This window comes from Burkholderia sp. Ap-955 (genome assembly GCF_011753045.1).
In the GTDB taxonomy this organism is placed as follows: domain Bacteria; phylum Pseudomonadota; class Gammaproteobacteria; order Burkholderiales; family Burkholderiaceae; genus Burkholderia; species Burkholderia lata_D.
Map to the genome: position 1 here is coordinate 16,910 of NZ_VWWH01000080.1, position 17,930 is coordinate 34,839.

The 17,930-nt window shown below is 55.6% G+C and carries 13 protein-coding genes and 1 rRNA gene; 7 read left to right on the forward strand and 7 right to left on the reverse strand.

Annotated features, from left to right (window positions below):
* Positions 1-3 precede the first annotated feature (3 nt).
* From dpdJ to dpdD, 3 genes are read left to right on the forward strand one after another with little or no spacing between them, the layout of a single operon-like run.
* Positions 4-4,542, forward strand: a complete 4,539-nt coding sequence (gene dpdJ, locus F3J15_RS29355) for a protein DpdJ (RefSeq protein WP_166895618.1) — start codon at positions 4-6, stop codon at positions 4,540-4,542.
* The gene (dpdK, locus tag F3J15_RS29360) at positions 4,542-5,069 is read left to right on the forward strand and encodes a phospholipase D-like domain-containing protein DpdK (RefSeq protein ID WP_166895620.1); all 528 of its coding nucleotides are present in this window, start codon (positions 4,542-4,544) and stop codon (positions 5,067-5,069) included. The genes dpdJ and dpdK overlap by 1 nt, the downstream gene beginning before the upstream one ends.
* Positions 5,066-7,204, forward strand: coding sequence for a protein DpdD (gene dpdD / locus F3J15_RS29365; protein WP_166895622.1), 2,139 nt, complete (start codon positions 5,066-5,068; stop codon positions 7,202-7,204). Before dpdK ends, dpdD begins: the two co-directional genes overlap by 4 nt.
* A 74-nt stretch (positions 7,205-7,278) precedes the next feature.
* Here the strand turns inward: dpdD and F3J15_RS29370 are convergent, their stop codons facing one another.
* From F3J15_RS29370 to F3J15_RS29395, 6 genes are all read right to left on the reverse strand, one after another.
* The gene (locus tag F3J15_RS29370) at positions 7,279-7,647 is read right to left on the reverse strand and encodes a 6-carboxytetrahydropterin synthase (protein WP_080311754.1); all 369 of its coding nucleotides are present in this window, start codon (positions 7,645-7,647) and stop codon (positions 7,279-7,281) included.
* A 128-nt stretch (positions 7,648-7,775) separates the two neighbouring features.
* Positions 7,776-8,477, reverse strand: a complete 702-nt coding sequence (gene queC, locus F3J15_RS29375; protein WP_166895624.1) for a 7-cyano-7-deazaguanine synthase QueC — start codon at positions 8,475-8,477, stop codon at positions 7,776-7,778.
* Positions 8,478-8,494: 17 nt separating this feature from the next.
* Positions 8,495-9,571: a DGQHR domain-containing protein DpdB gene (dbpB, locus tag F3J15_RS29380; RefSeq protein ID WP_166895626.1), complete on the reverse strand. Its 1,077-nt coding sequence runs from the start codon at positions 9,569-9,571 to the stop codon at positions 8,495-8,497.
* Complete coding sequence (dpdA, locus tag F3J15_RS29385) at positions 9,568-10,863, reverse strand: tRNA-guanine transglycosylase DpdA (protein WP_166895628.1); 1,296 nt, start codon at positions 10,861-10,863, stop codon at positions 9,568-9,570. The genes dbpB (F3J15_RS29380) and dpdA overlap by 4 nt, the downstream gene beginning before the upstream one ends.
* The gene (dbpB, locus tag F3J15_RS29390) at positions 10,860-11,975 is read right to left on the reverse strand and encodes a DGQHR domain-containing protein DpdB (protein ID WP_240159124.1); all 1,116 of its coding nucleotides are present in this window, start codon (positions 11,973-11,975) and stop codon (positions 10,860-10,862) included. Before dbpB (F3J15_RS29390) ends, dpdA begins: the two co-directional genes overlap by 4 nt.
* Before the next feature lie 13 nt (positions 11,976-11,988).
* A complete protein-coding gene (locus F3J15_RS29395; RefSeq protein WP_166895632.1) occupies positions 11,989-12,753 on the reverse strand; it encodes a hypothetical protein in 765 nt (254 codons plus the stop codon).
* A gap of 1,384 nt (positions 12,754-14,137) precedes the next feature.
* Here F3J15_RS29395 and F3J15_RS29400 point away from each other — a divergent pair.
* From F3J15_RS29400 to F3J15_RS29415, 4 genes are all read left to right on the forward strand, one after another.
* Positions 14,138-14,626: a TnsA endonuclease N-terminal domain-containing protein gene (locus F3J15_RS29400; protein ID WP_166895634.1), complete on the forward strand. Its 489-nt coding sequence runs from the start codon at positions 14,138-14,140 to the stop codon at positions 14,624-14,626.
* Between the two features lie 70 nt (positions 14,627-14,696).
* Positions 14,697-15,008 (forward strand): hypothetical protein, encoded by a 312-nt coding sequence (locus F3J15_RS29405; RefSeq protein WP_166895636.1) that lies wholly within the window; start codon positions 14,697-14,699, stop codon positions 15,006-15,008.
* Positions 15,005-16,282, forward strand: a complete 1,278-nt coding sequence (locus F3J15_RS29410) for a hypothetical protein (RefSeq protein ID WP_166895638.1) — start codon at positions 15,005-15,007, stop codon at positions 16,280-16,282. The genes F3J15_RS29405 and F3J15_RS29410 overlap by 4 nt, the downstream gene beginning before the upstream one ends.
* Positions 16,283-17,229: 947 nt before the next feature.
* On the forward strand, positions 17,230-17,562 hold the full coding sequence (locus F3J15_RS29415) for a hypothetical protein (RefSeq protein ID WP_122473421.1): 333 nt from the start codon (positions 17,230-17,232) through the stop codon (positions 17,560-17,562).
* Positions 17,563-17,804: 242 nt separating this feature from the next.
* On the opposite strand, the gene rrf is transcribed toward F3J15_RS29415, so the two are convergent.
* A 5S ribosomal RNA gene (rrf, locus tag F3J15_RS29420) occupies positions 17,805-17,917 on the reverse strand.
* Between the last annotated feature and the right edge of the window lie 13 nt (positions 17,918-17,930).

Genomic DNA, 17,930 nt, shown 5'->3' on the forward strand with positions numbered 1-17,930 from the left:
CACATGACTATTTCTGCTGACGCACTCTTATTGCTCGACCGCATTGAAGCGCTCGAGATGCGCTCGCTGGCGTGGGGTTTTACTTCTGGGTCCTTGGGAGAAGACGAGGCGCTCGAACTTCTTGATGGCAGCAACCGCGCGGAAGATGCGTTAGAAGAGTTGATCGAGGCACGACTTGTTATAGAGCAGGCAAGCCTGAGCGGCGGCAGGCGCTACCGGTCGCGCTTCGCTGAGGCCGTTCGCCTTATTGCCGCCAACCGCCAACTCTTTCCCGGCAAACCCTGGCAAAGTGCGCCACGCTTAGTGGCAGACTTCCGCATCGATCGCCGGACGCGTCGTTTTCCCCGCCGTGACCGACCACCAAGTGAGATACTGGCCGCTAGCGAAGACATCATCGCGCCCACAGCTTTTCGTCGCGCGATTTGGGACTCATTGACGGGCGCCACTTTGCGATTGGCGGCCTTCCAGGAACGCGCGACTACCCGCTTGGCGCAACTAGTTGAGGACGGTGGAACCATTGTTACCGCTGGCACAGGTAGCGGTAAAACTATCGCCTTTTACCTACCTGCGATGATTGCCATCGGCGAGGCGATCAGCACTGAGCATTGGGTAAAAGCGTTGGCGATCTACCCGAGGGTCGAACTGTTAAAGGATCAGTTCGCCGAGGCGTTTCGAATGGCGCGCGCAATAGATGGCGCCCTTTCATCACACGGAAAGCGGCCGCTCACCATCGGCGCGTTGTTCCGCGCAACTCCTCGTCATGCGTCTGCGCATGAACTCAAGGGGCACGGATGGATTCAACGTGGCCGAGATTGGGCTTGTCCTTGGATGCGCTGTCCGTCGTGCGGTGAGGAGATGCTCTGGCGGGGCGCGGACCTTGAAAGCGGCAGAGAACGCCTAAACTGTGCGCGGCCCGGTTGTGGCTCGCATGCGGATGAACGGCATCTAGTCCTCACCCGCCAGAGAATTCAGAAGCAACCTCCTGACGTGCTGTTCACGACTACCGAGATCTTGAATCAGCGGCTTTCGGACCAATGGACCCGAAGTGTTTTCGGAATCGGCGTTGGCCGTAAGCCATTTCTCGCGCTCTTGGACGAGGTGCATACCTATACCGGCACTAGTGGGGCTCAAGCGGCGTTGACACTGCGGCGCTGGCGCCATCTACTCGGCGCGCCCGTGCATTGGGCTGGCCTATCAGCAACGCTCGGCGACGCGGCTAGATTTTTCGCCGACCTCACCGGTGCACCCATTGAACGAGTCGTTGAGATCAGTCCGACGTCAGACGAGTTCGAAGAGTCTGGCACTGAGTACCAACTGCTTTTGCGTGGCGATCCGGCTTCGCGCGCCTCGCTACTCTCGGCCACGATTCAGACTGCCATGCTGATCGCTCGAGTACTTGATCCACCTGGCGCTACTTCCACCTCGGGTGCCTACGGTCGCCGAGCGTTTCTGTTCACCGACGATCTCGATGTGACCAATCGCCTGTTCGATGATCTGCGCGATGCGGAGGCGTATACAATTTTTGGCCAGCCAGACCCAAGCCGCCAACCGCTCGCTGCCCTTCGCGGGGCTGGAAGAGACGACCGAATCCGCGACCTCGAGGGGCAGCGGTGGCGGATGTGCGAAGACATCGGTCATCCGCTCGATGCGCGACTGATTGTCGGCCGTACTACGTCCCAGGATGCTGGCGTCACCTCGCACGCGAACATCGTGGTCGCCACAGCCGCGCTGGAAGTGGGCTTCAATGATCCGCTGGTGGGCGCGGTCATCCAGCACAAGGCGCCGCGAGGGATGGCCTCCTTCCTTCAACGGAAAGGTCGTGCTGGTCGCAATCGTGCCATGCGGCCACTTACCGTAACGGTGCTCTCCGACTATGGTCGAGACCGCACGACTTATGAGTCCTACGAGAGGCTTTTCGATCCACAACTTGAACCGCAGTATCTTCCGTTTGGCAACCCGTACGTCCTCAAGATTCAGGCGACGTTCGCGTTTTTCGACTGGCTCGCGGCTGCGACGGCAGGCTACGAGAAGGCATGGGCGTGGGACATACTCAGCCGACCGATAGAAAAGCCATCAGCGCAGGTTTCGGCCGTCCTTCAGCGCATAAAGGTTAAGCTGTCTCAGCTTGTTCAGGGGGATGATTCGGTAATAGCTAGCCTTCGGGCTCACCTGATGGGTGCGCTTCGAGTCGATGAGGAGACGGCCCAGGGATTACTTTGGGAGGCACCTCGTTCGATCCTGCTTGAGGTTGCGCCAACTCTCGTTAGACGCCTATTTCGGCAATGGCGACTGGCGCTGCCCACGGACGGCGCTCCTCTGGACCTGCACGAGCCTTTTCACCCGTTGCCCGACTTTGTGCCGCGAAACTTGTTCAGTGAACTCAGCTTGCCCGAGGTGCGGGTACTAGTACCGCCGGCAACGGTAAACCACGATTGGCGCACGGACACTATGCCAGTGCTCCAAGCCTTTCGGCAACTGGCGCCGGGTCGAGTAACGAGGCGGTTTGCATTTGAGCGCGGCGGGTTGTCGCACTGGGTCCCGGTAGATCCGACGATACCAGTGCAAGAGCGCCGGATTAGCGATTACGCAGAGGAACACGAGTTCGTCGGCGAGTTCACGGACACTTTCAATGATGAAGCCAATGACGGCCCCCTGCTCGTCTTTCGGCCGTGGACTGTTCGGCTGGCAAAAGTGTCGCGCACCGAGGCTCTGCCAAGCAGCAATGCACACTTGATTTGGCGGACCGACATCGTCGGTAGAGGCAACCCGGTTCGCGTGCCGGTTGCGCCCCGTTCCGCATGGCGCCCTTTCGTGTCCAGCATCGAATTCTATCTACATCGATTCCGTGCCGGCGTGGCAGTTCGCCGCTTCGCCCCGACTGCGCACGCGACCGTCCGAACGCTTCAAGATGAGTTTGCGGTTGTACTGCACTTTCGCAGCGACGACGGTCGGCCCGCCGCGATAGGTTTCGAGCTTGAGGTTGATGGCTTTCGTCTGGACTTAACGTTACCTCCAGGAGACCAAATCACCGCGGACCTCCTCAGTCCAAAATTACTCGGCGCTTCGAAACTCTCTTACCTTCGCGAGCGGTTCCGGGAAGACGCTGACCTGCCGGATGATGTCAATCCGTTCCAGCGGGATTGGCTGTTCCAAATGCTCAGCGCCGTGATCGCCGCGGACCTTTCCCAAGAAATGGGCCTTGCGAGGGGCGTAGACGAACTTCTTAGCGACGAACATATCGACGAAGTCTTCCGCGACGTGATGACCGAATACTTCGGTTCACTAACCTCCGAGACTCAGGACGACACCGATGAAGGCGATGTCGAGGACCAAAGCGAGGGGAATGAGGAAGGGGAACAGCGTGGGGAACCGCAAACCCAACGCGCAGCAGGTCGACTTCAGCGGGCTCTTGCTTCCCAAATTGCGCGTGCGGAGGTTCGTGAACGGCTCCGGGCCATTTCTAGGGAGGCCTTGGCGCCTGATCCTGCGGCCTTCAATCGATGGCTCCGCCGACTGATCTTGGAGACATTGGGCGAAGCGATGCTGCAGGCCTGTATCGCCGCCGCGCCTAGGGAGGCGACATTGGACAGCCTTCTAGTAGATATCCGCGACGCTCGAGAGGATGGACCTGTATCCATTTGGATCACTGAGACCACATTGGGTGGCGCGGGTGCATTGCAATCCTTTGCCGAGCGTTTTGCTGCGGAACCCAATATATTCTTCGACGCAGTTGAAGCGGCCCTCGCGCCGACTGACTTGGAGTTGGTCGACATTGGATTGCGGCGAATCCTGGAACTCGCCGGCAGTGACGCGAGCGTACGCGACGATATCAACCGGCTGCGCGGAACGGAGTCGCACGCGGCATCCACTGTTGTGTGGCGCGAACTCTCCCAAACACTGATGCAGCGAGGAGGCGTTGACCTGAGTCACGCCCTCGTAGTGGCATTGAACAATCGCCTGCTGCGTCCCGGAGCGAGCCCGGACCTCGACCATCTTCTTGCCGAACTGACTGCGCACTGGGATAGTCTGGAGCAGCGCCTTGGGGTAGCAATTGGCCTTCGGGAGTTCTCCTATGCCGTCTGTCATAGCGAAGTATGGCGCGATCGTGTGCGTGCCTACCTCAACGCAAGTCTTCCCAGCAATACCGCTGCAAACGTTTCTGTGTTCGCAGCGGTATTCAGCATGCTGTGGCCACGGGAAACTGAAGTCCGGCAAGCGAGCCTCCATTCCTACAATCCCTACCGCACGAGCCGTGCCACCGATCCCGCAGTTGTTCGGGAGTTGCTCCTGAGACGGACGTTGCAGACGGTTGAGCTATCCACACCCGGTTGGAAAGAGACTCTTTTTGCTGCCTTCGCAGAGGATGGAGCCTGTCGACTGAGCGCGACCGGGGCCGAGACGCGAAGGCTTCGTGCGGAACTAGTTTTACTCGGGGCGAAAGCGGTCGATGTCGGTTTCCTACAGTTCTTCCCGGTTGTTGAACGAGTGGAACGTCGAGAGGACCGTATCCTTGTTGATCTTCTCTTGCGCGAGCACGCCTAATGGAATACCCATCCCGTGACCTTCATGGCCCGTCGCAGGCTCGCGGCGTCCGCGATCTCTTCCAAACGCTATTCACAGCTGAGTTGCTCAGCCCAAGCCGCAAGCTTTGGTTGTGCTTTGCGTGGATCTCAGATGTTGAGATTATCGACAATTCAGCTCGCCACTTTGCCGCGATTGAACCCGACTGGCCCGCTGGGCAGATTAGGCTATCGCAAATTCTCGGTGCGCTGCTGGCTAGAGGGTCGCAAGTGAGATTGATAGTTCGCGAGCACGGACACAACGGGTACGTTGTCGCACGCCTGCAGACTTTGAAGGAACGATTCGGAGACCAATTGAAGTGGGTAGTCGAGAAAGACTTCCATGCAAAAGGTTTACTCGGGGACGACTACTTTCTTAGTGGTTCAATGAACCTTACTCTGAACGGAATCTCGGTAAATGGCGAACACCTGGTTCTAAGGACCGATCCAGCCGCGATCGCTGAGCAAGCTGAGCAACTCGAGCTTCAATGGGGAGATAAGCTCGCATGATCACCGCTGACTCGGAGGCTGCACAGAGCATTGCATCGCATTTGCGGGAACGGTCGAAAGGCGTCACCTTTCCTAATGGCACTGAAGCACTGTGCGACCAACTGCTCGAGACTGTCGACAGTGCAAGTTTCCCTGGAGCACTGGTTCCAGAGTTACGGGCTGACGGTGAGCTTGTTGTAATTGCTGTCGCAGAGCCTGCCTCCTGGCGCCGCCTCTGTCCAGTGCTGCTTGCCTTCGCTGGGCCGACGCTGACGTCGTTTGACGGCTTGCCCGCTACTGATCAGGCAGAGGGTGACCTTGCCGCCGTGATCGCGGCCGTAGGTCCGCACGTGACTGCAACGATCAGGTTACCGTCCGACCCTAGAGGCCAGCAGATGGCACTACGGGCTCTCGTCCGTGCGCGTGACACCCTCGCCCGAGCACCTTCTCTGACTCGCACCGCGCCAGAGCCGACGAGCTGGCTTCTTGCTCGCTTCCAGGACTTTCTCAATGTTGGCCGCCGAGATGCGGCAACTGCGATTCTCGATCAGCTTCGCAGCGAACTCCGTCTTGACGCTCTCAATCTACGCTTCCTGCAGGTTCAGTTGCTTGCCAACTTCGAAGAGTGGCGCGAAATATTCAATCTCCCCGGATTCACGAATCTGACGCTGGCGAGACGGACACCGGCGACCACCGCAATTCTGCTCGAAGCTCTCTATCAGAATTGCTTGGCGCCGCTTTTTGCGGCTGGCGATAAGGAGGTGCTCCAGAAGGTCTACGTGGAAGAAGTCAGGCCGCTTGCTGCGCCTCTGTTGAAGCCCCCTCTTCCCGCATCGCTCCGAGTCGGTGGATGGCGGATCGCGGGAATTGAGGCTCTCCTCTCACCAGGGCGCACAGATCTCAGGTATGCCGTGGCTGATCGGTACGAGCAACTCGGGTGGCTTGCTAATCATCTTGCACCCGTCGCCAGTATAGAGAGTTCGTTCCATCAAGGGGCCCACGACGACGCTCGAGAGCTTCTCATTGCCACCGAGGCGACGGAGAGCGTCGATTTAATGGCAGCAGCCCTTGCTGCACTGACTCGCCTCAACGAAAAACAGCGCGCAGAACTCGCGCAAGCGGAGCCCTTCCGCTCGGCCTTGCGTGGACTACAACATGAGGCCGACAACGCCAGTGTGCCAACGTCATGGGCGACATGGCTCGCCCGAACATCGGATCCGACATTTACGAACGCTCTCGTGTTCGCACGCCTGGGTGCCGAAGAATGGGTTGTTGCCGAAGACGTCGCCGATCCTGCTTCGGTTTCGTCATTTCTCGATGAGTTGAACTACGCGCAAAATAACCCACTTGCTGCAGAGCGCACTGCGCAGGCCCTCCCATACCTCGTTGCCGCGTTACGGAGGGACGCGCTGTTTCCGAATCCCGGCATGACGCCGATTTACTCCGGTATTCTCACCCTGCTTGCACTGGGAAGTGCTCGAGGAGCATCAACTTTCGATTCGAGTTTGACCCTCGTTGATGCGCTTTTGACGGTCGGCGTCAGTGCGACTGACTACCGGGAACTTGCCGCGGACGTCGATGAGATTGCGGGTGAAGGCTTCGGAGCAAGGATGGTCTATTGGGCGCTCGAAATAATTGAAGTATTTATGCGCTCGCCTGCCCCCGATTCCGCAGCGAGGGATCGTCTGGTTCACTCTGTTTTAGCTCGGCTTGTCCCAATCCACGCGCGGCTGAGCGGCCTTCAACAGGCTACGCTCCACAACCTTTCCGAAGAGTTCGGATGGACGCTCGGCGTGCCGCCTGCTAGACAAGGAGCGCACAACGACGAACTCACCGCGCGCATGCGGGGGAAGACGATCGCCATCTATTCCCTAGTAGAGAACGCGAGTCGCCAAGCCAAGGCTGCCCTGCAAACAATCGCGAGCGACATTGACGTCCAGTGCAATGCCGATCCGGTTGGTTCATCCCAACTCCGTGCACTCGCGACAAACAGTGACTTGTTCGTCGTCGCCTGGGCCGCTGCAAAACACGCAGCGACCGACTTCATTCGAACTCACCGCAATGGGCGGCCAATGGTGTACGCCGATGGGAAGGGTGTTAGCAGCCTACTGCGGGCCGTGGAGGACTACTTCCGTGAACCATCGAGACAACACTGAACACGAGTGTCTCCGCCCAACTTTTGTATGCGGGCGAGGTGCAATATTGCGTGACACTCAGACGCCAACCGCCTCTATTCTTCAACATAGAGGTCGCACGCGTTGCCGCCGGCCGCGCGTTCAACGCGTACTCGCGTAACTTCTGGAAAGGAAGCCCGGATCTTTTGCAGAATGAAAATGCAAAGGCTCTCGAGAGTAGCTGGTCCAAGCTCCGGAATATCATCTAGGAAATGGTGATCTAGTTGGTCACGCACCTGCTCGATGGCTCGATTGAGCAAGCCTAGATCTACAATCATGCCAGTCTCTGGGTTCGGTTTACCGCGCACAAAGATCTGAGCATGATACGTGTGACCGTGGATGCGTCGACTCCCTTTCTGGTCGATCTCGCGATGCAGAGTATGAGCGGCATCAAAGAAGAATCGTTGGCTTAACTCGAAGATCATAGGATGATTAAACGCTCTGGAATTTCCATGTCGGTGTTATGAGCAATCGGCTTTGAGCTCCACCCATTGCATCGTCGCATGGGCGACCCGCAATCGACCGCAAAGCCCCACGGTGACTTGGAGTGCCGTTACCCATTGCTCGTTACGAAAGCGCGATACCCCTTTGCGCGAAGGTCACACGCTGGGCATTGACCGCATCCGTAACCCCAATCATGATTTTGTGTCCGGTCGCCTAGATAACATGTGTGGGTTTCGTTCCGAATAAGGTCAACCAGCGAGGACCCACCTAGATCTGCAGCCATTTGCCAAGTGTCATGCTTATCGATCCACATCAACGGAGTTTCGATAATGACCGGCTGATCCATGCCAAGAGCAATGGCGACCTGCAGCGCTTTGAGAGTATTGTCCCGGCAGTCTGGATAGCCGGAGAAATCCGTCTCGCACATTCCTCCAACCAACACCTCAAGACCGCGCCGATATGCCACAGCAGCTGCAAGCGTGAAGAACAATAGATTTCGTCCCGGCACAAACGTGTTGGGCAGTCCATTCTCCTCCATCTCAATGGCCTTACCCTGTGTGAGTGCCGTGTCACTGATCTGCCCAAGAATCGAAAGATCTAGCATGTGGTCGTCGTGGAGTTTGCCACCCCAACGTGGAAATCGCTCACGTAGGCTGGACAGCACCTTCTTCCTGCACTCAAGTTCCACGACGTGGCGCTGCCCGTAATCAAAACCAATAGTCTCGACGTGCTCGTAGCGATCTAGCGCCCACGCCAAGCAAGTTGTCGAATCCTGACCGCCAGAGAACAAAACCAATGCGTGAGATTTCATGATGTACCTCGTGCAACTCAAGAGTTGGCAACTTGACGTGGCTTACGGAGAGCACGCTTCATAGATCGAACCAAGTAGTTAGTGAGCAGATCAATATCGCTCGGCGTATTTTGAATTCCATTCCACGGGCGCTCGTCATATGGAGCAAGCCTCCACTGACCGCTAGTCCATGCCGTATATTCCTTCAACAGTTTGAGGTGACCTTCAAATTCCGCCTGGGTAGTTACACCTTCGCTTGAGTAAAGAAATTCCATGACAAATCCCATTGCCACAATCCCCGCCCCGTGACGCAAGCGCGATGTCTTTGGAGTCATTCCAACCCACTCGCTCCCAAAGACCGATTTCACCGCCCCAAAAAATGAATTAATTATCTCGTAAGCCCGATCTTCGTAATCGTCATGCTTAATAAACTCACGAATTGCGCCATCCGATACAGAATTCATGACCAACTTTTGCATCGCGGTATCACTAAGAACACCTTTTGGATTGGTGTGCTGTCGGATCTCACCATAAAGCGAAGATCGCCGCGTGTAATTCAAACGATCAACGATACGCGCCGAGAATTTTCGAGTAGTAAAACGCTCGGGAAGTCCCTCGACCGTCGGAAGCAGTTCGTAAATTAATGTCTTCGGAAGTGGGCGAGTATTATTGATCAACACAAACTGTTGACGCAGTTCGTTGTAGTCCTTGCAGATAAGCGCGGACACAAATACTTGAAAACCAGATTTTGCGAGGCCCGACAGAGCACTAAGTCGCTGTTGGCCATCCACAACAAAACCGGGTTTTTCGTTCCCAACTTTAATTTCGATATCGACGACCCCATCACCCTTATCTTTAACTTTGACGCCGCCAATAAAAGCGACGATCAATGCATTCGGAAGAAGGGCATCGTCTCGACGCAGGTAGTCTCGGATTTCCTTTATGTGAGATGCGATCTGATGACGCTGAAAGCCACGCAATTGCCCATTTTCCTCACGACCAACTCGCTCAATTTCCGCGAAATTCCAGATCTGTTCCGGAGTCGCCGCAAAAGTGAACACATCATGCTCAGGAGCCTGTGACGCCCGAATAGCCTTAAATCGATAGACGCTCACTTATGATTCTCCAAAATTCGTTGTACATGTTTGTGATACACCCCCAGGTTGTGAAACCCGCGGCGCTTATTTCTATTGCTGGATCGGAAGATGATCACTTCGACACCAGCCTGGCTACAGATCGGACAGCGACAACGCTTCCACGGAGCATCTTCCAATGTGCGCTCTACGAGTGATCGCATCTTTTTGAGTTCCTTTTCGTGATACTCAATTGGACGCCCGTCACCTAGAGTTAGAAATCGTTGATAATCCATTACCGCTTCAAGTGCATCTTTTCTCTTTCCATGTCCACCGTCGAATTTTCTCAACGCGACCAATGCCTTCTCTTCACGGCGCTGCAAATCCTCGGCATCAAAAATACCTCGCTTGATCCCCTGCATCAGGCGGGGATTTTCCATTGCCTGCGGAATACGTATAGCAGCATAGTAGTCCAAGCCGCCACTAGGAGATGCCATGTAGTAGTTCGCCTTTGCATCTTTAAACGCACGGATAAGAGGCGAAGTAGAATCAAAACTTGTGATGCCGAAGTTTGTAAATTGATGAATACTGTCAGCCTTTGCGAAACCGAGAAGATGAATCTTCGTTTCTGGCTTTATGACTCTCCGCAATGCACTGAGAACTTGCTTGATAACATCAACCTTCAGCGGGACCAAACCTCCGATCGCCAAATAACGATACCCCATTTTTTCCAACTGAACTGCAGCGTCGGCCATACTACGCGGCGACCAACCTTGAACGGCGCCGAGAGGTTCGAATGGGCAATCTTCCGCCTCAGTGAGTCGCAGAAATTCTTGGGCATTAGCAAGAGTGATATCGAAGCGCTCGAGAATACCGGGCGCCACTTCGCTTGCAGGCGGGTTTTCAGTTAGGCAATCGAAAATGATATGGTCAGGTGACACCCCATGGGTAAAACCTGCATCGAGATAGAATTCCACCACCTCTTGCGGAGGATATGCAGGAGTCTTGCTGTCCGCGTACGCAAAAGCCCCGCAGTCACCCATCACCATTGCGTTCTTAAACTTCGGACCACCATACCGTAAAAATTTACGGACACCATCACGCAACAATCGCTGCTCTTCAGCAGTCGAATATCGTACCTTGGAGTTAGCAATTCCGACCGCTTGTCGGACTGCGCTCATCGATACTAGCAATCCGTCGTACGGCGCCGGATTCATAAGTTCGTGCGCATATGCGTCGTCCCAATAGCGACGGCGGCCAGGAGCATTGCGATCATTAATAAAATCGTACTCGGGATCGACATAATCCTGAGTGTCGGAATATAGAAATTTCATTGTTTCATTGTGCTGGTATAGGCTCGAACCAACGCGTCCTGAAGTTTCCTGATATCGCGTGGTGTGCTTTGGATCTCATTCCAAGCTACGCCCAATGTTTCCCATACACCCTTGGTCCAACGACAGGCAGGTGCAACTTTTTCCAATTCCTTGCGAACCGTTTTGTAGTCTTCGCCATGCCCAGAGAGGCGGGCGTAAATCCTGTCCATCAACACGCCCATTGCTTCGATGCCCGCTGAATGCATCAAGCGACTACGTTTCGGGTCAATACCCCATGCTTCTGGGAATACATCCCGAACAGCCGACCAGTACGTTCGCAACACCTGATACATCCCTTCGACGTCAACGCCTTCGCGACCAGGAGACTTGTAGGGAGCAAGCGCGCCCAACGGATTGTTCATGCTGTTGCGTATCATCGCGATCACTGCAGTGTCAGTAATAACACTGGTGTTACTGTCCTTCTCGGAGATGCGTTTTATCAACTTGTGAAAAGGCGACTCAGGATCGCGATTAAGCAAATTACATATCTCAGATGGGACCTTGCGTGCGCTTAATTCGCGAGGAAGCAAGATACTGCGCGTCTCCGGCAGGAGTTCATTGATCAATCTCGTCGGCAGTGGTCGAGCCTTATTCACGAGAATGAACTGCTCGCGCTGAATCTCCAGGCTGTCGGACACAAAGCCGACTACGGGTACGGGAATACTCTTGGCGCCTGTTTGCCCCAAAGCCAGCGAGCGTTGTTGACCGTCGACAATCCAGGCGACCCTCTGTCCTTCTGCATAGACGGGAATTGTCAGGGTGCCCGCCTGTGCGATACCCTGATCCCCTGCAGGCTTCGTTCCGCGAGCCGCAGAGAAATGAACTGCGGGCGACATAGCCAGAATGATCGCGTTGGGAAACAAGACATTGCCTTGATTCAAATAATCAACAATTCCCTTAACGTGCGTTCGGATCTCCGGCCGTTGGAAACCCTTGAGCGCATCGGATTCATTACGCTCTACCCTGGATATATCGGCAACTTTCACAATATCGGAACCCTGAATAAAAAAGGCATATACATCCAACCCTTCACCCTGGGTCGTGCGTAGCGCGCGCACCACAATCTCTTTCATTGCCATATCTGATTTACCTCTTTAGCGCGAACTCTTGCCGAAGATCGCCCCAAAGGGCACGGAACCGCCCTTGCTCGCATGCAACCATTGCTTCGTCGCGAAGGTAACGCAGTAAATGAGTAGATGCTCCGTCAAACCGGCCCCAGTTCGTGCGCAGAAGCTCGAGAATTTCGGCATCGGTTTTCCTGTCGCGCACCGGAGCGATTGGCCTCTTTAATGTACACATCGCACCCGCCACAGCCGACCTTGCCTCTTCAACCGAGAGTTGATGCCCATTCAATACTTCAACGAAATGACGTAGCGCCCGCTGTGGGAAATCAGCCCGGGTGCCCGCATATGAAGACCCTTCCAATCGATCGTCATAAGGCAGAACAATGTGGCGAGCGTTGTCAGGTACGAGTACCTGGCCGTGACTCGATGTAATGATGCGGATCCGATTGATTTGGGATTTCGTTAGCGAAGCCAGATCTTGGGCGATAAGGGCGACGTAGCTTCCCGGCAATGCAAAAAGCACCATAGCTCCTGGATGCCTAACAAGCATTGCATGAACAGAGCGTTGCGCTCCCAACTCAGCGGTTAGCGCTGCCCACCAGTCACTCGGTTCGTTCCCGAGTTGAGCGAGCAGAGGTGCCAATGAGTTGGTGCCGCCAGAGACGGTCAGGTCGTACGACGGGATCGGATCAGCAGCGCTCACGACACCGAGCCCAGCCGAAATGATATGTAGCGTACTGTCCAATGCCACCGCTACGCGCCGCGCCTCGGCAAAACCCCGACCCATATAAACCTCCTGAGCCAGCCTCGACGGGCGAGTCTTGCGAACGGCTCTGGCCCAACGCGCGGCAACAGACGTGAGCGAGCCACTCGCTTCGAGTGCAGAGAAAACCACGCTGGCGCCATCTGCACGCTTTCTGTTGGTGCAGTTGGTCACAACTATCGTCTTTCGCACCATAACTGCACCAAGTATAGAAAAATTCCGTCGAAAAACTGCAGGCCTCATTGTCTCACACTGCTGCATTTTTTGGGGAAAACTCCATGTTTACAGCGAGATACGTGACCTCACTCGACGAAGTGTAGCTCCGACGCAACGATGCTGACGAAGATCGGTTGGAACGGCCGCAGGACAGGGTTCCAAATTGTCAACGAAGATGCAGCAAAGGCGCCCAAATTGCGCTGCGTACGGATTTGACGGTCTTGCGATGGCCTTCTGCCAGGCAAGTGATGCGAATCGCTGTCCAGGACTGCTCTTCGGGCACGATCGCACGATGCTTGCTCGTCGATCCGGCAAAACGACGCAGTTGAAAGGGGATACCCGCTCCGTGTGTTTCCTAGAGCGGGCGTACTCACTTTTCAACTCGGATGCGATTTGCCTTTCACTACCGCGCATGAGGAGTTGCGCCGCGCGGTGAGGCCGGCCGAGAGAATTGTCGAACCGTAAATTGGAACTAGCGCAATATTCCAGGCAAGCAGCCGTTCTTCAGATGGCGATATTTCTCATCAAAGCGCAAGATACATTGAAAAACTACACGATACGAGTTCGACAACTGCTTGTTACTACGTTATATCTCGTCTTTCATCGACCGCATGCACTCCACGTTGTCGACGGCGGACATTGCACACTTGGGCCGATCGACGAATGCAAAAGTGAGTACCTCTCATCCGCCCCACAAGCCTTAACTGGATTGCTGAACCTCCGCAAAACTGGCGCCCGAGTCCATCAAACCTTTTAGCGCGATCCCTCTAAATCCCCCCACAACGCGCGATCTCGTCCTGCTCGTCGCCAGTGAAAAAAGAACGATCCAAATCTGCGCCGCAAGCCTGGGCTTAGGACTCAACCAACCAACACTCATCAAGAAATTTATCGTATATGCGTGTGAATACGATAATTTGAGAAAGACGACGACACCTCGTAGGCCAGATTCCAGCAAGAGGATCAGCAAGTTATTCCATCTCGAGATATCGCGTAGCAAGCTTCGAGAGGTACACCGCTCCCGTTCAGTCCGGCCGAAACAACCGCCTGCTCCCACAGATAGGCCGGTTCGAGACATAGAGACAAGATCAGGCCCGTTCGTCCGAGGACTTTTCCCCTCGCGCAAGAACAGCGGCCAGGTCGCGCACGAAGAGATGCTAGAAGGCGATGCGTTTTACTGTTCGAGATGTCTCCATTGATCAGGTCGTACAGGGAGCAACCCGAACACGTCTGTTACCCTGACGGCGATCGGACCCGAAGATATACGCCGGACTATGAGATCGAAACCATTTCCGGCCAACGCATCCTTGTCGAGATCAAACCGGCAAACGGGCTGAATGCGCCACAAACACGTAGAAAATTTGATCTCATCGAAGCGCATCTCGATCGCACCGGCCGGGCATTCGCGATTCTTACGGACAAGTCGATCCGACAGAAACCTCGCCTCAACAACCTTCGTCTGCTCTGGCGCAGCGCTCCGCTAACTCCTATGAGCTACGACGAGATTCGTCGTGCCGTCCGTCTCATCCATGTCAACGACGTTCGATCTTTCGACGATGCGATAAGCGTCATTGATCGCGACGCAGTATCAGGACTGTTGATGCTTGGATACCCGCCTCAACTGTCAGCTCAAACTGCCGATAAAGAGTCTATAAGACCGCGCGACGCGGAACAGGAACATTGAACTCCGGCGAAAATGGTTGATACCATTCGCATACAGACCACTTCGCGAATCGTATTTCGGGAGAGATAGTTTGGAAACAATTAAGGTGTGGGTCGACGAGGCCTCAGACACAACCACCAAATCCGCACTGCCGACTTTAGCACGTACAGCGGTCGGCAAGACCGTGGACATCAGCAGTGACGCGTTGAGGAAAAGCATTCGATCTTTTGCTGCTCAGTTCACCGAACTCCTGGACGAGGGCCCGATCGGCATGGGCGATACAGTCATTGAAGAGATCGAACTATCGCTGACCGTGTCAGCCAGTGGCGGCGTCGAACTACTGGGCAAGGCCACCATCGGTGCGCAGGCGGCAATCAAATTGAAGCTGAAGCGCAAGGCGTGACACAGACCGCCGCTCAGCAGTATCTGGAGGCGCTGCTGGCGCAGCATCCGTTGCCGGAGTTGCCGCCTGAGCGTATTCACATGGTGACCCAGGATGTGGGAGCGGCATCTCGCGATGCCGTTTCGGATCTGCGCGGCCGGGTACCTGAACTCTTGCACGACCTGGAAGACGTACTGCCGCCTATCCTCCAGGAACTCATCCGGGAGGGCCGTTTGGTCGTTGCGGAGGTTGGTCTCGACTCCCCCAACGCCCAAGTCATCGCAGTGGAAGATGGGCAATTCGTCGTGGTGCTATATAGCGGGTTGTTTGCATTTCTGTATCGCATCGCGCGACCACTCGCGAGCGCGGTGTTCCGGCCCGCTGAAGGGATTGGGTCCGGAATCGACATACCGACGTTGGCGCGCGTCGTTGCCGAAATCCTCTGGTGGCTGCAACAGACGGGTGATAGTTTTGGTCCCGACTACGAGGTCACGCTTGACCAAAAGCTGCTGGCCAACCTGCTCGCGGTGAGCGCCGAACGTTTCCTGCTCGCACACGAGTTGGGCCATGTTTACGTCGCCATGGGGGCAATGTCTCATGCGGAGTTTGCCGAGGAGGTCAACGATACGCTTGAAGAGCACCTTGCCGACATCGCGGCTCTGAGTCTCTGTGTCAAAGCCTGCATGGCAAAACATGGGACCTCCGATCCGACATGGTTAGCGTTCACCTACGCAGGCGCCGAACTGGCACTGCAGATTTGGGACGTAATGGGGCGGATTGGCCTCGATTTCGTCGATGGCATACATCCACCGGCAACACAACGAATCGCCCTATTGCGCGATTGGTTACGTGGCGAATGCGGCTCGGAGGCGACGTATGATGCCATCGTGATGGCCGCCACCATAATCGAGCGGGCTTTTGGCGCGATCAGTCAGATCATCACGCAACCGGGTGAGCACAATCTGGCCTTCGAGGCGGAGTGCGAGGCGCTTATTGATGAATTCGAACGCCTTCTGGACAAGTGCTCGGGAGAGCGGATCCCGGATTACATGACCTTCTATGTTGAAGCGCCCGCGATACTGTCTCGCGGTTATCCGCAGTCGGTATTGAGCAAGGTCTTTCTCACTGTCGTCGATCACTTCGCAGAGGTGATGTCGAAGGGCCGGGATGACGCCGATCCAAAGCAGATTTTGGTGAGATTTAACCGGTTCAAGCTGCTTTTCGGATTGATTCAGCGATTGCCGGAGCCGGCGAAGAGTCTCTACGAAGGAGCGCTGGAGCGCTTGAAAGGATGACTGCAGGGAGCGCCGTGCGGCCCGCATTTGGTTCGGAGTCTGCAGGCGAGGTTGAAAGAAGTTGCCGCAGGCCATGCAGCATCGGGCAGTTTTCATGGTGCTCCACACGCAAATGGTGGGCATCTGGAGCACGGTCGGATCGAAGAGTCATTTCGTGGCCGGGTATCCAGCCCCCCATGAATCTGCCGGCCACCGCGCTCAAACTGTAGCAGCAAGGGCCTAAATACCAGTCTAACGAATTTCCGTGCCAAATCCGCGCAGTCTCACTAATTCGGTTCGATGGACCGGAGCTGCCGACCGAATTCGGTAGCAAGCTATTGATTTTTCGAGGAATGCAGTCCAATGAATTCCGATTCCCTGCACTACGGACGCAGGCCGCCACAGTAAGCGCGACTGGCACCGCCTAGAGTCAAGTCAGCACGCCTACTGCAGTGAGACACTAACTACTGGCGGCAGGTGCTCCTGAATCAGTCAAGTCTGCACATCCGTGCAGCGTAGCCGCCCCAGTGTTGTGTGAGAGTTCAAGTTGGTCCACTTGACCGAAACAGCCCAATTAGCTCGCGCTGATTGGGCTGTTTCCTCTCTAGGACGGTCAGTCAAAGAGCGGATTCCCCTTTAGCTCTATGGCAATTTGAAACGAGTTCCTGAGACATCGTGAAGTGCGATACACCGACGATATGTGACTTAACCTAGGGCGGTACGGCACGCTAGCAACAACCTTATCATTGGCCGCGAATATGCTTGCGAGGGCGATCTATACTTGCACAGTAGTTTCCAGCAAGGAGAGCTCGAGAAGCTATGCCGTTTGGCCACACCTCGAATTTTCCATATTTCGAGATGCCCAGTTAGATAGACTCAAACGGCATCACCGCAAAAAAGCGCGGGCCGCATGGGCTGCCACCCATACGACCCGCTGACCACAACCAACTCAGTAGAGGAGTCGGAAGATGGCTAACGCCTATAGTAAGTCACGTCCCAAGAAGCTCAAACAGTATCCCGAGGTTGAGCTGACCCTCGGCAACAAGCCGGACCTTCCCCAGGAAGGGCAACCGTACATGCCGTGGATGCGCGCCATTGACGCGCATTTCGAGATGTTCGGATTCAAGCCGGGTGATCGCGTCTATCTTCGGTTCAGCTTTGCTTCCCGAAGGGTCATCATCACGCCCGACTACAGCGCGCTGAACTGGCGTGAGCAGCCCTATGGTGCAGCTGCCCAAGAAGAGGACGAGGCTGAGGACTACGCAGCGCTGGCCGCTTTGCGCGGCTCTACTGCCTGGTGATGGCTCGGCGTGAAGCACTTCGGCACACGCGTTGACGCAAATGGTCCGCGGTGAGGCTGCAAGCAACTTCAACAATCGTCACAGCAGATGAGAAGTTGCGTTCCGTCTTCTCCGCATCCTCCAGCATCGCGAGCATCAATGCGTGCAGCACGACATGCAGCCATGCCAAACACTCCGCGCACATTTCCGCCGCTCCAATGCAAAAACCCCCGCCTTTCGGGCGGGGGTTTCTGGCTTAGGAAGCCTGACGATTACCTACTTTCACACGGGAATCCGCACTATCATCGGCGTAGAGTCGTTTCACGGTCCTGTTCGGGATGGGAAGGGGTGGGACCGACTCGCTATGGTCATCAGGCAAAGAGGGTTGT

What these genes read in the sequence shown, in the direction of transcription:
- dbpB (WP_240159124.1), bottom strand. Translation starts at nt 11,975, where the DNA reads ATGAAAGAGATTGTGGTGCGCGCGCTACGCACGACCCAGGGTGAAGGG.
- F3J15_RS29370 (WP_080311754.1), bottom strand. Translation starts at nt 7,647, where the DNA reads ATGATCTTCGAGTTAAGCCAACGATTCTTCTTTGATGCCGCTCATACT.
- dpdA (WP_166895628.1), bottom strand. Translation starts at nt 10,863, where the DNA reads ATGAAATTTCTATATTCCGACACTCAGGATTATGTCGATCCCGAGTAC.
- F3J15_RS29415 (WP_122473421.1), top strand. Translation starts at nt 17,230, where the DNA reads ATGGCTAACGCCTATAGTAAGTCACGTCCCAAGAAGCTCAAACAGTAT.
- dpdJ (WP_166895618.1), top strand. Translation starts at nt 4, where the DNA reads ATGACTATTTCTGCTGACGCACTCTTATTGCTCGACCGCATTGAAGCG.
- queC (WP_166895624.1), bottom strand. Translation starts at nt 8,477, where the DNA reads ATGAAATCTCACGCATTGGTTTTGTTCTCTGGCGGTCAGGATTCGACA.
- dpdK (WP_166895620.1), top strand. Translation starts at nt 4,542, where the DNA reads ATGGAATACCCATCCCGTGACCTTCATGGCCCGTCGCAGGCTCGCGGC.
- F3J15_RS29395 (WP_166895632.1), bottom strand. Translation starts at nt 12,753, where the DNA reads ATGGGTCGGGGTTTTGCCGAGGCGCGGCGCGTAGCGGTGGCATTGGAC.
- dpdD (WP_166895622.1), top strand. Translation starts at nt 5,066, where the DNA reads ATGATCACCGCTGACTCGGAGGCTGCACAGAGCATTGCATCGCATTTG.